Origin of the sequence: Brachybacterium vulturis (genome assembly GCF_043641765.1) — a bacterium.
In the GTDB taxonomy this organism is placed as follows: domain Bacteria; phylum Actinomycetota; class Actinomycetes; order Actinomycetales; family Dermabacteraceae; genus Brachybacterium; species Brachybacterium vulturis_A.
In genome coordinates, this window is the sequence record NZ_JBHZRO010000008.1 from 1 (window position 1) to 13076 (window position 13076).

General features: G+C 69.0%; 13 protein-coding genes, 1 pseudogene and 1 other annotated feature. Of the genes and pseudogenes, 8 read left to right on the forward strand and 6 right to left on the reverse strand.

What is annotated here, in order from left to right:
* On the forward strand, positions 1 to 939 hold a 939-nt coding region (locus ACHUEU_RS07775), incomplete at its 5' end, for an IS1634 family transposase (protein WP_394215355.1).
* Positions 940 to 958: 19 nt separating this feature from the next.
* Here ACHUEU_RS07775 and ACHUEU_RS07780 read toward each other — a convergent pair.
* The 6 genes and pseudogenes from ACHUEU_RS07780 to ACHUEU_RS07805 form a co-directional block, all read right to left on the reverse strand.
* Complete coding sequence (locus tag ACHUEU_RS07780; protein ID WP_394215356.1) at positions 959 to 1285, reverse strand: hypothetical protein; 327 nt, start codon at positions 1283 to 1285, stop codon at positions 959 to 961.
* Positions 1282 to 2541 carry a DUF7224 domain-containing protein gene (locus ACHUEU_RS07785; protein WP_394215357.1) on the reverse strand — a complete coding sequence of 420 codons (1260 nt, stop codon included), beginning with the start codon at positions 2539 to 2541 and terminating at the stop codon, positions 1282 to 1284. Before ACHUEU_RS07785 ends, ACHUEU_RS07780 begins: the two co-directional genes overlap by 4 nt.
* Complete coding sequence (locus ACHUEU_RS07790) at positions 2538 to 3197, reverse strand: ABC transporter ATP-binding protein (RefSeq protein ID WP_394215358.1); 660 nt, start codon at positions 3195 to 3197, stop codon at positions 2538 to 2540. Before ACHUEU_RS07790 ends, ACHUEU_RS07785 begins: the two co-directional genes overlap by 4 nt.
* A gap of 324 nt (positions 3198 to 3521) precedes the next feature.
* A pseudogene (locus ACHUEU_RS07795) lies at positions 3522 to 3746 on the reverse strand (integrase core domain-containing protein); the annotation flags it as partial.
* A gap of 15 nt (positions 3747 to 3761) precedes the next feature.
* On the reverse strand, positions 3762 to 4448 hold the full coding sequence (locus tag ACHUEU_RS07800; RefSeq protein ID WP_394215359.1) for an IS3 family transposase: 687 nt from the start codon (positions 4446 to 4448) through the stop codon (positions 3762 to 3764).
* Positions 4353 to 4484: a sequence feature (AL1L pseudoknot), on the reverse strand. It overlaps the preceding gene by 96 nt.
* A complete protein-coding gene (locus ACHUEU_RS07805; protein WP_394215360.1) occupies positions 4445 to 4753 on the reverse strand; it encodes a transposase in 309 nt (102 codons plus the stop codon). (Overlaps the previous feature by 40 nt.) Before ACHUEU_RS07805 ends, ACHUEU_RS07800 begins: the two co-directional genes overlap by 4 nt.
* A gap of 261 nt (positions 4754 to 5014) precedes the next feature.
* Between ACHUEU_RS07805 and ACHUEU_RS07810 the strand changes: the two genes are divergently transcribed.
* The 7 genes from ACHUEU_RS07810 (at position 5015) to ACHUEU_RS07840 (ending at position 13000) form a co-directional block, all read left to right on the forward strand.
* Entirely contained in the window at positions 5015 to 5734 is a 720-nt protein-coding gene (locus ACHUEU_RS07810; protein ID WP_394215361.1) for a hypothetical protein, read from the forward strand.
* 777 nt (positions 5735 to 6511) lie between these two features.
* Positions 6512 to 7618 carry a thiamine pyrophosphate-dependent enzyme gene (locus ACHUEU_RS07815; protein WP_394215507.1) on the forward strand — a complete coding sequence of 369 codons (1107 nt, stop codon included), beginning with the start codon at positions 6512 to 6514 and terminating at the stop codon, positions 7616 to 7618.
* 46 nt (positions 7619 to 7664) lie between these two features.
* Complete coding sequence (locus tag ACHUEU_RS07820) at positions 7665 to 8651, forward strand: alpha-ketoacid dehydrogenase subunit beta (RefSeq protein WP_394215362.1); 987 nt, start codon at positions 7665 to 7667, stop codon at positions 8649 to 8651.
* 33 nt (positions 8652 to 8684) lie between these two features.
* A complete protein-coding gene (locus tag ACHUEU_RS07825; RefSeq protein WP_394215363.1) occupies positions 8685 to 10178 on the forward strand; it encodes a dihydrolipoamide acetyltransferase family protein in 1494 nt (497 codons plus the stop codon).
* 55 nt (positions 10179 to 10233) lie between these two features.
* Positions 10234 to 10809, forward strand: coding sequence for a fluoride efflux transporter FluC (locus ACHUEU_RS07830; protein ID WP_394215364.1), 576 nt, complete (start codon positions 10234 to 10236; stop codon positions 10807 to 10809).
* Positions 10806 to 11219, forward strand: coding sequence for a fluoride efflux transporter FluC (locus ACHUEU_RS07835; protein WP_394215365.1), 414 nt, complete (start codon positions 10806 to 10808; stop codon positions 11217 to 11219). Before ACHUEU_RS07830 ends, ACHUEU_RS07835 begins: the two co-directional genes overlap by 4 nt.
* Positions 11216 to 13000 carry a CopD family protein gene (locus ACHUEU_RS07840; protein WP_394215366.1) on the forward strand — a complete coding sequence of 595 codons (1785 nt, stop codon included), beginning with the start codon at positions 11216 to 11218 and terminating at the stop codon, positions 12998 to 13000. Before ACHUEU_RS07835 ends, ACHUEU_RS07840 begins: the two co-directional genes overlap by 4 nt.
* Positions 13001 to 13076 lie beyond the last annotated feature (76 nt).

Genomic DNA, 13076 nt, shown 5'->3' on the forward strand with positions numbered 1-13076 from the left:
ACCGGGATCCCGATCCGGGTGTGGTGCTGGCCGGGCAACACCTCCGATTCGGCGCTGATCCGACAGGTCCGCACCGAGCTGCGCGACTGGTCCCTGTCCCGGATCGTCTATGCCGCTGACCGCGGCTTCACCTCGAGCGCGAACCGGCGGGAGCTGATGGCCGGCGGGGACGGCTACATCCTCGGCGAAAAGCTCCGCGGCAACTCGCCCGAAGCCCGGGCGGCTCTCTCGCGGCCCGGGAAGTATCGGCAGGTCCGGCAGAACCTGCACGTCAAAGAGGTCAACATCGCCGCGACCGGGGCGACGGATCGGTTCGTGGTCTGCTTCAACCCCGAACAGGCCGAGCGTGACGCCCACACCCGCGGCGAGATGCTCACGAAGCTGAACAATCTGATCGCCGGCACCGACAAGCTCTCGATGACGAAGCGGGCGGAGCTCAAGGGGCGGATCTCCACGATGCCGGGTCTGAACCGGTACCTGCGCACCACGGGATCCGGGCTGCTGCGGGTCGACAAGAAGGCCATCGAGCGGGAAGCGAACCTGGATGGGAAGTACTTGTTGCGCAGCTCGAACCCGCACCTGTCCGCGGAGGATATCGCGCTGGGCTACAAGCAGCTGCTCGAGGTCGAACGCGGCTGGCGAGACATGAAATCCACCCTCGACCTGCGGCCGGTGTTCCACCGCCGGGAGGACCGCATCCGTTCCCACGTCACCCTGTGCTGGCTCGCGCTGCTGCTGATCCGGCTCCTGGAGAACCGCACCACCCAGACCTGGCCCCAGATCCGCCGCCAGGTCCAGCGCCTCCACCAGGTCACCCTCGCAGGCGACGACGGCACCGTCCAGACCCTCACCCGGCCCAGCCCCGAGCAGAACCAGCTGTTCACCACCGCCGGACTGCAGGCCCCGAAGCGCCTGACGGCCATGACCCCCGCGGCCTGACCAGCCAGCCCTTCAACCGCTAGATACACGCCCCACACTCGCCGCAGAGGGTGTTACCGCAGATCAGCGCGCACATCCATGCCTCTAGCCGCACCCAATTCTGCGGAACCCCGGGCAGCGGCACGTGCTTCGCGGACATCGACTCCATCGGTGACAGCGGCGCGGAGCTCACGGAGACGAGGGACGACGCGACACCGCTGGCCATGAACAGGGAGATCAGCACAGTGCCTCCACCGAGGTTCGGCAGAGGCGTGATCACCTCGGCGAACACCAGGATGAACAGCAGCGAGACCGCCCACGTCGCGAGGATTGCCGGACGCAGACGGGTACGCAGCAGGTATGTCATACGTCGGCCAGATCCGCCGGAATCTCGCACGAGAGCAGCGCCGCGTGGATCTCCCGAACCGTCGCAGCTCCGTGGTCGGAGCTGCTGCTCATCCTCTCGAGCACGGCCAGACTCTCCTCATCCAGAAGGTTCTCGTCGAGAGGGCCCCCCGACTCGCGAACTAGCCAACCCATCACTGCTCCCCGGAGAATCAGGACCGTGCGGTAGTCCTCCACGACGGTGTCGGGACGGTCCAGGCAGAGATCATCTCTCGGCAGCAGGGCCTCCGCGTATGCCCAGTACAGACCCACCTTTCCCCGCTCGGAGGATAGAGACACCGTGCTCTCCGGCCAAGGGTGCTCGGTCGCTTTCCGTTCCGTGATTGCGGTCGGGAGCTCGAGCCCGGCACCGTCAACCGCCTCCGTCATGGCGAGGAGTCCGGCGCGGTGCTCGTGGACGAGTTGTGCATGCTCCGGCCACACGCACAGCGGCCGGCCTACATCGACACAGCTCATCGGCCCCGGCCGGTCCAGGACGGCATCTCGAGGCAGCGGCCGGGCGAGAGTGATGCCAGTAGCGACCGCGATTACGGCCCCGAGGGCTACGCAGGCCGTCGCGACCCGCGGCAGGGCGCGCGTGGAGACCGCGGAGAACACCAGAGACATGCCCAGCACGGCGCCGACGGTCAGGATCCCGGCCGCTGCTGCCTGGAGGTCGGCCACCTCGTAGATCGCACAGCATCCGGAAGTCAGCCCGGTGAGGTGCCGCAGCCACGGAGGATCGAGGGCCGCCGGGAAACCCGCACCGATATACACCGTCAGAACGGACAAGGGCGCAGCGATCCTGAGGAGCGCATGTGACCCGAGCAGCCACCCGAACCCGACGCTGGCGCTGATCCACGCCGCAGCCACGAGGAGCGGTGCGATCGCCACCTCGAGACTCCCGGACATCAGCGCCGGGGTCGCCTGGAACCACAGGGCGAGACACCAGGAGGGAACCCCGATGCCGAGCATCGGCACCAGATGTCCGCGCAGGAAACGGTGTGCCGACACGCGTTCGAGGAAGCCGCTGCGAACTATTCGGTGAGCCGCCACTGTCGCGGCGAGCGCAATCAGAGGAAAGCAGAGGATCGATGCCTCGAGATTGGTGTACTGACGCGCCAACGCGTAGTTAGGATGCATCGGAAAGGTGCCGGCTCTGCCGATCAGCATTGCGCCTGCTTCGAGCGGCATCAGCCACCACAGGCCAAGAAGCCGCACCCAGGCCCAGACTTTCATCGGTCCCCGTCTGTGGTGGTCGCATCCCGGTATCGGGCTCGCCAATTGTCGCGGTCCTCGTCGGCGCCGAAAGTGTCGACCACAGCTCCGTGGTGGAGGATCACCACCCGCGAGCAGGCGTCCAGGAGAAACTCTGCATCATGAGTGGCGACGACGACTATGCGGCTCGAGGTGTGCGCGATGATCGCTGCCAGGGACTCCTTCTCGAGCGGGTCCAGTCCCGTGGTCGGCTCGTCGAGCAACAGCACTGGTGGACGATGCACGATCGCGCACGCGAGGTTGAGCCTTCGCGCTTCGCCCCCGGAGAGTTCCGAGGTTCTCACGTCTCCTCGCGCGGTGAGATGGGTGGCTTCCAGCGAGTCGCGAACGGCCTCGCCAGTCGACGCCTTCGGCATACCGGTGAGCCATGCGGCATATTCGACCTGCTCGCGGACCCGTAAAGTCTTGACGATCGGGCTCTCCTGCGGGAGGTACCCGTACTGCGCTTGGTGGCCCGACCGCGCACTATGCCCGGACAGTTCGATGCTCCCGGAGTCAGGAGTCAGCAGTCCCGCTGCGAGCTTCAACACCGTGCTCTTGCCTGCCGCGTTGGGACCTAGCAGGAGCGTGGACCCCTCGTGGACGTCCCAGGAGAAGTTATTCAGCGGCGGGCGCATCCGTCGACCGTAGCGGAAGTTCACGGAATCGAAGGCCAGGCGGGATTCATTCTCAGAGTTCGAACGGTGGCCTTGTGTGGGGCTGGCAGGAGTCACCAGGTGACGTCAAAATCGTCCGCAGTGAAATAGTTGTTGACTCCGGACGTAGTGCCCTGGTACTCGAAATGGTACCACGCCTTTTGTTGTGCTCCGTAGGACGTTGTGTCTCGTGCACTACTGCACCCAACTGTTCTCGTGCCCTCCGACACACCCGGGAGTAAAGTTCGATGGCGAACGAGCTTGTCAAGTCCCGAGTTTTGTTGAGGGTGCGCGGGTGATGGATTCTCAGGCTGCGGTAGCGGTCAGGGCGGGGTGCTGACGGGCCCAGTGGTCCGTTTCGACCTCGATTGGGGTGCGGTGGTCGAGCTCGCCGTGGAGGCGGTCAGTGTTGAACCAGTGGACCCAGTCAGCGGTGGCCGGCTCGACGTCCTCGATCCCGTTCCAGGGGCCATCGAGGAAGATCAGCTCGTGCTTGTAGAGCGAGTTCAGAGCCTCGGCCATCGCGTTATCGTAGGAATCTCCTTTCTAGCCGACGGAAGCGACAGCGTCGCAATCCTGGAGCGCTTGAGAGTATCTGATGGCACGATACTGAACTCCGCTGTCTGAATGATGTATTAATCCATTCAGATTCTGACTCGCTTTCCGGCGATTCCACACTCCCATGGTGAGTGCATCAAGCGCGAGGTCGGTGTACATTCGGGTCGAGGTCTGCCAACCCACGATCATTCTCGAGAACACGTCGAGCACGAAAGCGACATAAACCCATCCCGACCTGGTGGGCACGTAGGTGATATCAGCTACCCATAGCTGGTTCGGGGCGGTCGCCGTGAACTCCCGCTTCACCAGGTCCCGGGGCCGGCCGGTCTCCGGGGCCGGTTTCGTGGTGCGGGGGTACTTGCCCCGCACGGTGCCGCGGATGCCCAGGGAGCGGCACAGTCGCTCGACTCGGCCCTTGCCGACGGTGGTGCCCTCGCGGACCAGCTGGGCGTGGATCTTCCGGATCCCGTAGACCCGCATTCGCGGGTGAGTATGAATGCGCATGATCTCCTTCGAGAGCTCCGTATCGCGAATGCTGCGGGCCGAGGGCGGTCGGTTGCGGGCCGCGTAGTAGGTCTGTGGGGCGATCTTCACATCGAGTTCGGCGGTGAGAACCCGGCAGATCGGTTCGACCCCCCACGTGTCTTTCTGTTCGTCGATGTAGGCGACGATCACTTGTGTGGGCGGTCGAACTCCGCCGCGAAAAAAGCCGTCGCGGACTTCAGGATCTCGTTGGACCGGCGCAGTTCACGGTTCTCCGCCTCCAGCTGCCGGATTCGGACGTCGGCATCGACGGGCTCGGTCGGGACCTCTTCGGCTTCTGCTTTGCTGACCCAGTTCCGCAGTGCTTCCTTGTGCACGTTGGTCTGCTTCGCGATCCGCGCGATCGCGCCGATGCGGGTTGCCGGGTCGCGGCGGGCCTCGACGGCCAGCCGGGTCGCTCGCTCCCGCAGCTCGGCGGGGTACTTGTAGTTGGCCATGATGATCAGGGCGTCCTTCCGGGATGTCTGGCTCACCCTCTATCAAACCCCGGACGAATCAAAACGACGTACGACGTCGTCAGCCTGATGAGGGGACCGCAAGGCGACCGCGTCTTCATAGCTTCTGCGGGTGCCCTTGGACGGCTGCAACTCCCGACAAGGAGTCCAGTCATCAGGACCACAACTCGAACAAGCAAGATCCGCACACTGGTGGCCGCCTCGGCCGCCGTTCTTGTCTCGCTCGTCCTTACACAACCTGCGATGGCAGAGGTCAAGAAGAGCGATCCGGACGCGTTCTTCGTAGCTGTTGAGGAGTATCAGAGAGCGCATCCCACGGACTATGAGGGCCTCGCCCGGGTCGCCGAGGAGTACGGCGGCGAAGTTCAGATTTCCACCAACGTGACCGGACCGACTTCCCCCTCGGAGGCGAAGCGGGTTATGGAGTACGACTCGAGCACAGATGACGAGCCCACGTTCGGTCCGATGGCCAACTTCCCCGCGGACGCGTTCACGGTCAGCATCACCTCATCAGCGCACCCCGCGAGCAGCGTCGTCGGTGTAACCGGCACGGCGAACTGGAGAGACAACTTCGCCGGTCAGGCTGCGCCTTTCGATATAGCCTCGCTGGGCTTCAGCAGCCAATGCGGCACATTCGCCAGCTACAGCGCGGCGACGTACGCCGTCGGTGGCGGCAGCACGGGCCTCGCGACGCTGCGAGACGGCGGTGCGGGCACGGGAGCACCGACGTGGAACGTCAATGCATACACAAGTGGCTTCGCGAACCAGGCGGACCGGATCCTGGTCTCGGTGTCCTACGACAAGGCTGGCTGCGGCACCTCGAACGTCCAGGCTGGCTTCATCTATGAGGGCAACCAGGGCGGCAGCATTGTCAGTGTCTCGGCAGGCTTCCTCGGCCTCTCGCTGAGCTACTCGGGCGCTCCGCTCACTCTGCAGAAGGGTACTGGCGCGATCACCATCTGATCACACCGGCTTCAACTTACCGACGTCAATCAGGAGCACCCCGTGAGCGAGGCGTTCGCGGGGTGCTCTTGCACGACAGCTACGAGGCCGTAGGCCTCCTCGTCACACTGAGTCCAGAAAGGCACTTCCGGGACTCATCTGCTGAGTGGGGCATACACCGGCACCGACGCGCCCACCCCACGCCCCACCGCTACCCCCTCATCTGCGAAGAGCCGCATTGAACATTGCTATTCCTTTCGGGGCTTCGAGCGTATGACTCCCCGCGCAGGCCCGAGCCGCAAAGCACAAACGTTGTCGGATCGTTATCTTACGTAAGCGTGACTGGCCTACGCGTCGCCGTGCCGCACTTGCACAGGGCCGGGAGTGACCGTTCATGGCGCTGAATCGAGTAATCGGACAACATAGTGAGAATTCGGGCCCACGTCCAAGTTGTCGCGCTGCAGGTCACAGGACCGTGTCTCTGACGGCACGCACGAGAACCTACACCGGCTCGTCCGCGAGATGTATGTCCACCTCGCAGGCCGCGCTCTTTGGGGCCTGCGTGTAGCCCGCGTCCTGAGCCTTAGCCTCGCCTCGGTGTTGGCGGTCGCTATGCTCGAGTGAGGTGCCTCCCGACGGGTGCTGCCGGGCGAGCGTTTGTCGGTCGCCTGCTCGCTGCGCGAGCCTTTACCGCTGTCGGACACCATTGGAACTTCTTGACCTTACGGTCCCGTAAGTTACGATCGCTCGGTGAGCATCTTCCGGTCCACGATCCCTGATGTCGCGGCCGAGGAGCCGATGATCCAGCTCCTCGCCCCCGACGGCACCCGCACCCCGCACGAGCAGCTCGACCCCGTGCTCGCCGGCGCCGGCCTGGCCACGCCCGAGCGGCTGCGCGGCTACTACCGCGACATGGTGATGATCCGCGCCGCGGACCTCGAGGCCACCGCCCTGCAGCGGCAGGGCCAGCTGGGCCTGTGGGCGTCCGCGCTGGGGCAGGAGGCCGCGCAGATCGGTGCCGGCCACGCCTCTCGCGAGCAGGACTATCTGGTGCCCACCTACCGTGAGCACGGCGTGGCCTGGGCCCGCGGCATCGAGCCCTGGCGGCTGCTGGAGCTGTTCCGCGGCATCAGCCACGGCGGCTGGGACCCCAACGAGCTGCGCACCCACCCGTACATGATCGTGCTGGGCTCCCAGGCACCGCACGCCGTCGGCTACGCGATGGGGCTGCAGCGCGACGGGGTGGTCGGCACCGGTGATCCGGAGACCGACACCGCCGTGCTCGCCCTGTTCGGCGACGGCGCCTCCTCCGAGGGGGAGGTCGCCGAGTCCTTCACCTTCGCCGCCTCCTTCCAGGCCCCCGTCGTCTTCTTTACCCAGAACAATCAGTGGGCGATCTCGGTGCCCACCCAGGTGCAGTCCCGGGTGCCGCTCGCCCAGCGCTCCCGCGGCTGGGGCATCCCCTCGGTGCGGGTGGACGGCAACGACGTCCTCGCCGTGCTCGGCGCGGTGCGCACCGCCCTGGACTCGGCCCGCTCCGGGAACGGTCCGGTGTTCGTCGAGGCGCTGACCTATCGCATGGCTGCCCACACCACCAGCGACGACGCCTCCCGCTACCGTCCCGCCGCCGAGGAGGAGGAGTGGGCTGCGAAGGATCCGATCCTGCGCCTGCGCCGCCACCTCGAGCAGCTCGGCGAGATCGACGAAGACTATGTGGCCCGGTGCGACGAGGAGGCCCACGACCTCGCGATGCAGCTGCACCACCACATCCACGGCATGGAGGACCCGGACCCGGCGGGCATGTTCGAGCACGCCTACGCCGAGCCCCACCCGATCGTGGCCGCCGAGCGGGCGGAGTACCTCGAGTACGCCGCCCAGTTCGAGGACGAGGAGGAGCGAGCATGAGCACCGTTCGTCGACGAAATGCGAACGAGCGGGAGGAGAGGAACGCATGAGCACTGCGACGACGCTCCCGATCGCGAAGGCGATCACCGCCGGTCTGCGCGATGCGATGACCGCGGATGACAAGGTGCTGCTGATGGGCGAGGACATCGGTCCCCTCGGCGGCGTCTTCCGCGTTACCGACGGGCTGCACGCCGAGTTCGGGTCCCAGCGCGTGGTGGACACGCCGCTGGCCGAGGCGGGGATCGTCGGCACCGCCGTGGGCCTGGCCGTGCGCGGCTACCGACCGGTGGTCGAGATCCAGTTCGACGGCTTCGTCTACCCCGCCTACAACCAGATCACCACCCAGGTCGCGAAGATGCACAACCGCACCTCCGGGGCGGTGAACCTGCCGATCGTGATCCGCATCCCCCACGGGGGCGGGATCGGCGCGGTCGAGCACCACTCCGAGAGCCCGGAGGCGCTGTTCGCCCACACCGCCGGGCTGCGGATCCTCGCCCCGGCGAACGCGCAGGACGCCTACTGGATGACCCGCCAGGCCATCGAGTCCGAGGACCCGGTGATCATGCTCGAGCCCAAGCGCCGCTACTGGGTCAAGGGCGACGTCGACCCCGACCACCGCCCCGAGCTCACGCCGTGGCAGGCGCAGGTGGTGCGCCCCGGCACCGATGCGACCCTGCTGGCCTGGGGGCCGTCGATGCCGCTGGCGCTGGAGAGCGCGCAGGCCGCCGCCGAGGACGGCATCGACCTCGAGGTGATCGACGCCCGCTCCCTGTCCCCGGTGGACTTCCCCACCATCGCCGCCTCGGTGCGCCGCACCGGGCGGCTGCTGATCACCCACGAGGCGCCGGTGCTCGGCGGGCTCGGCGCGGAGATCGCCGCGCGGATCACCGAGCAGTGCTTCTACGAGCTGGAGGCCCCCGTGCTCCGCGTGGGCGGCTACCACCTCCCGTACCCGCCGGCGCGCATGGAGCACGCCTACCTGCCCGACCTCGACCGAGTGCTCGACGGCGTGGACCGCCTGCTCGAGCACTGACGGACGCGCGCCGCGCGTGAAAGGATCACGACCATGAATGCAGCCTCTGCGGGTCCCGCCGGCTCGTCCGCCTCGAGCATCGTCACCGTCCCGCTCAACGATCCGGGGGAGGGCCTCACCGAGGCCGAGATCCTCGAGATCAAGGTCGCCGTCGGCGATCGGGTCGAGATCAACGCCCCGGTGGTCGAGGTCGAGACCGCCAAGAGCGCCGTCGAGCTGTCCACCCATGTGGCGGGCACCGTCGTCGCGATCCTGGTGGCGGTGGGCGATGAGGTGCCCGTCGGCGCCGGTCTGCTCCAGGTCGACACCTCCGGCGCCCCGGCTCCGGCCGGCCCGGCCGGGGTGTCCGGCGGCACCAGCGGCGCCACCACCGGTGCCGCCGGCGGCCCGGAGGCGGACCCCTCGGCCGAGGAGGTCGCCGCACAGGTGACCGCGCCTGGGGAAGCGTCGGCGGATGCCGCGGGGACCGAGGAGCCGAAGAACCTGGTCGGCTACGGGACCCGCTCCGCCCCGGCGCGCCGGCGTCGGCGCCGTGCCGTGCCGGCCCAGTCGGAGGAGGGCGGGCAGGTCCCGATCGACCGGATCCTGGCCAAGCCCCCGGTGCGCAAGCTGGCCCGGGACCTCGGCGTCGCGCTGCACGATGTGCTGGCCACGGGCCCCGAGGGCACCGTGACCCGCCAGGACGTGCTGGCCGCGCAGCAGCGCGCCTTCGGCGGTGAGAGCGACGGCGCCTACTTCCCCGAGGAGTCTCCACAGGCCCCGGAGGGTCTGGGTGGAGCCATGAAGACCACCCGTGACCAGGCGTTCTCGGGAGTGACCAGCGACGAGCGCACCACCCGGGTCCCGATCCGCTCGATGCGCAAGCGCACTGCTGAGGCGATGGTGGCCTCGGCCTTCACCGCCCCGCACGTGACCGTGTTCAACGAGATCGACATGACCCGGTCGCTGCAGATCATCTCCCAGCTGCGCACGTCCCGGGAATGGGCGGATGTCAAGGTCAGCCCCCTGGCCGTGATCGCGAAGGCGCTGCTGGTGGCGATCCGCCGCAATCCGGAGGTCAACGGCTCCTGGGACGAGGCCGCGCAGGAGATCGTCTACAAGCACTACGTGAACCTCGGGATCGCCGCAGCCACCCCGCGCGGCCTCATCGTCCCGAACCTCAAGGACGCGCACCTGATGACGCTGCGGGAGCTCGCCGAGGGCATCGGTGAGCTCGCGCGCACCGCCCGGGCGGGCCGCACCTCCCTGCGCGACACCCGCGACGGCACCATCACGATCACCAACTACGGCGTCTTCGACATCGACTCCGGCACCCCGATCCTGAACCCCGGGGAGTCGGCGATCCTCGGCGTCGGCGCGATCAAGGAGAAGCCCTGGGTGGTCGATGGTCAGGTCGTCCCCCGTCAGGTCGCCGGGCTCTCCCTGAGCTTCGACCACCGACTCATCGACGGCGCGCTGGGCGCGGAGCTGCTGCGCGACGTCTCCGCCGTGCTCGAGGACCCCTCGCTGGGACTCGTGTGGGGTTGAGCGGCGCACGCCGTCTGAACGACCTCCGCGGGACTGCCGCCGGTACGCTGTGGCGGTGACCTCGAGCCTCTCACCCGCACCGCGTCCGCCGCGCCGCGACGACCCGCGGATGCAGACGGTCGAGATGGCCGCGCTGCGCTACGTGGAGATCACCGAGTCGGAGACCCTGGACTCGGGGCCGGTCCATGATGGATCGGTACCGTGGCGGACGGCGATGCTGGTCGCGGCCGGGGGAGCCGTCGGGGCGATGCTCCGCTTGTCCCTGACGGTGCTCGCGCCCACGGTCACCACCCCCACCCTGGTCGAGCTGCCCTGGGCCACGCTCTGGGTCAATCTGCTGGGCTGCCTCGGGCTCGGCCTGCTGAACGGGGTGCTGGAGGTGCGTGCCCAGCGCCCCTGGCTGCAGCCGCTGCTCGGGACCGGGCTGTGCGGGGGTTTCACCAGCTTCTCCGCGGTGGTGCTGGAGGGCTCGGCGATGATCGGGGCGGACTTCCCGGTCCTCGCCATGACGTACACGGTCGTGACGGTCGTGGTGTGCCTGAGCGGGATCGTGCTGGGCCTGCTCGGCGGCCGGCGGCTGGGCCGGTGGCAGAAGGCGCGCCGCACCGCGGGCTCGGAGGGGACGGCGTGAGCGCGGGCGGCTTCCTGCTGGCGGCACTGCTGGTGGGCGTCGGCGGTGGACTCGGCTCCGTCGCGCGCTGGGGCGTGCGCGTGCTCGCACTCCGCCTGCTCGCGGCCCAGGGCAGGGAGCAGCGGAGCGAGGACGTGCGGCCCGCCACCACCGTCGCGGCGAACATCCTCGCCTGCTTCCTGCTGGGGTTCGCAGTCGCCCGGATCGGATCCGCCGGCGGAACCGCCGGGTTCGTCTACCTGATGCTGGCCGCCGGGTTCTGCGGTGGTCTGTCCACGCTGTCCACGGCGGCGCTGGATGTCGTCGACCTGGTGCGTCGGCGGACCTTCTCCCTCGCCCTGGCCTATCTGCTGCTGAGCGCCGGCACCGGGATGGCGGCGCTGTGGCTGGGCCTGGTGCTCGCCTCATGACCGCTCCCGTCCTGCCGCGACCCCGGCGCCCGGCGGTCCTGCTGCTGCTCGGCGCGCTCACGGCGCTCGCGGTCCTGTCGGTGCTCGCGGCCGCTGCGGCCGGCGGCGACAACCTCGTGCTCATGGATGCCGGCCCCATCGCCCGCCACGGCGCCCCCGTGGCCGCGATGCTCGCCGACCTCGCCGGGGCCCTCACCCTCGGCGGCGCGGTCGTCGCCGGCTGGCTGCTGCGGGAAGCCGCGGACCGGGCCCGCGTCCTGCTGGTGGTCGCGGTGGCGGCCGGGGCGACCACCCTGCTGCGCGGTGCTGCGCTGGGTCTCTCCTATGCGGTCGCCACCGGTCAGCCCGTCGGCTCCCCCCGCTTCGGCTCGGACCTGCCGGTCTTCCTCGGAACGGACCTGGGGACCTGGCTGCTGTCCGGGGTCCTCCTCGCGGCGGCGACGACGACGGTGGCCGTGCTCGGCGCCTCGGTGGGCATCGCCCGCTCGGTGGTGGCGCTCGCCTCCCTGGTCGCCTTCGCCGCGGCGATGACCGGGCACGCCGCCGGCGACGAGACCCATGAGGTGGGCACCTCGACGATGCTCATCCACCTGCTGGCCGTCGGGGCCTGGGTGGGGGGCCTGGCGGTGCTGCAGCTGCTGCCGGCCCGCAGCCGGGACGACGCACAGGTGGTGCGCCGCTACTCCCATCTCGCCCTGATCTGCTGGATCGCGCTCGCGCTGAGCGGGGTCTGGGCGCTCGCCGTCCGCATGAACTCCCCCGGGGAGATCCTCACCAGCGCCTACGTCCAGATCGGCCTCGCCAAGGCGGTGCTGCTGCTGATGCTGGGAGCGCTGGGCGTCCTGCAGCGGCGCCAGATCGCCTCCGGATTCGAGACCCCCGGCACCGGGCAGCACGCCCGGAGCACCTATCGTCGGCTGGCGCTCCTCGAGCTCGCGCTGATGGGGCTCGCGGTCGCGCTCGCCGCCGCGATGAGCTCCTCCCCGCCGCCCGCGGAGGCCGGCGCCCCGCCCGAGGGCCCGGCCGGAGTGCTCACCGGGTATCCGCTGCCGCCGGCGCCGGATCTGCTCACCGTGCTGGGCGCCTGGCGACCGGCCCCCTTCGGGATGGCCCTGGCCTGCGCGCTGGTGCTGCTGTGGTGGCGACCGAGCGCCCCACCCCGCCCGCGTGCGCAGAGTCTGCGGCTGGTCCTCGGCGCCCTGGCGCTGGTGCTGCTGACCAGCGGGCCGTGGAACGTCTACGGCAAGGTGCTGATCTCCGCGCACGTGCTGCAGCACCTGCTGCTGATGGTGCCGGCCGGGTTGCTGCTGGGCAGCGTCTGCCTGGTGCCGAGGCGGCTGCGCGCCGTCGTCGGCGGGCGCTGGTGGGTCGCGATGCTGCTCGCCGCCCTCGGCCCGGTGCTGCTGATCGCCGTCTACCTCGGCCCGCTGCTGCGCCCCGCTCTCGACGGCCACGCCGCGCACCTGGCCCTGCAGCTGCTGGCCCTGGCCGCAGGCGTGCTCACCGCGCTCGCGGCGCGGACGGTGCCGCAGTCGGCCCGACGATGGCAGCGCACTGCCGTGCGCGGGGCGCCGCTGCTGCTGGGCCTCGGGGCGGGGGCGATGCTGATGACCACGGATCTGCTGATCGCGGCGAGCTGGTTCGGCGCCACCGGCCGCACCTGGTGGGCGGATGCGCTGGCCGATCAGCACCGGGCGGGCATCGCCGTGCTCGTGGTGGTGGCGCTCACCGCGGCCGTGGTCCTCGCTGTGGCGCGGAGGGGTGCGCCACCGGAGGACTGACGGCTGTAGCGCGTCCGTGCCACCGAAAATCTGACGCATACGAGCGTTGAACGGCTCAGGGGCGTTCAACCGCCAT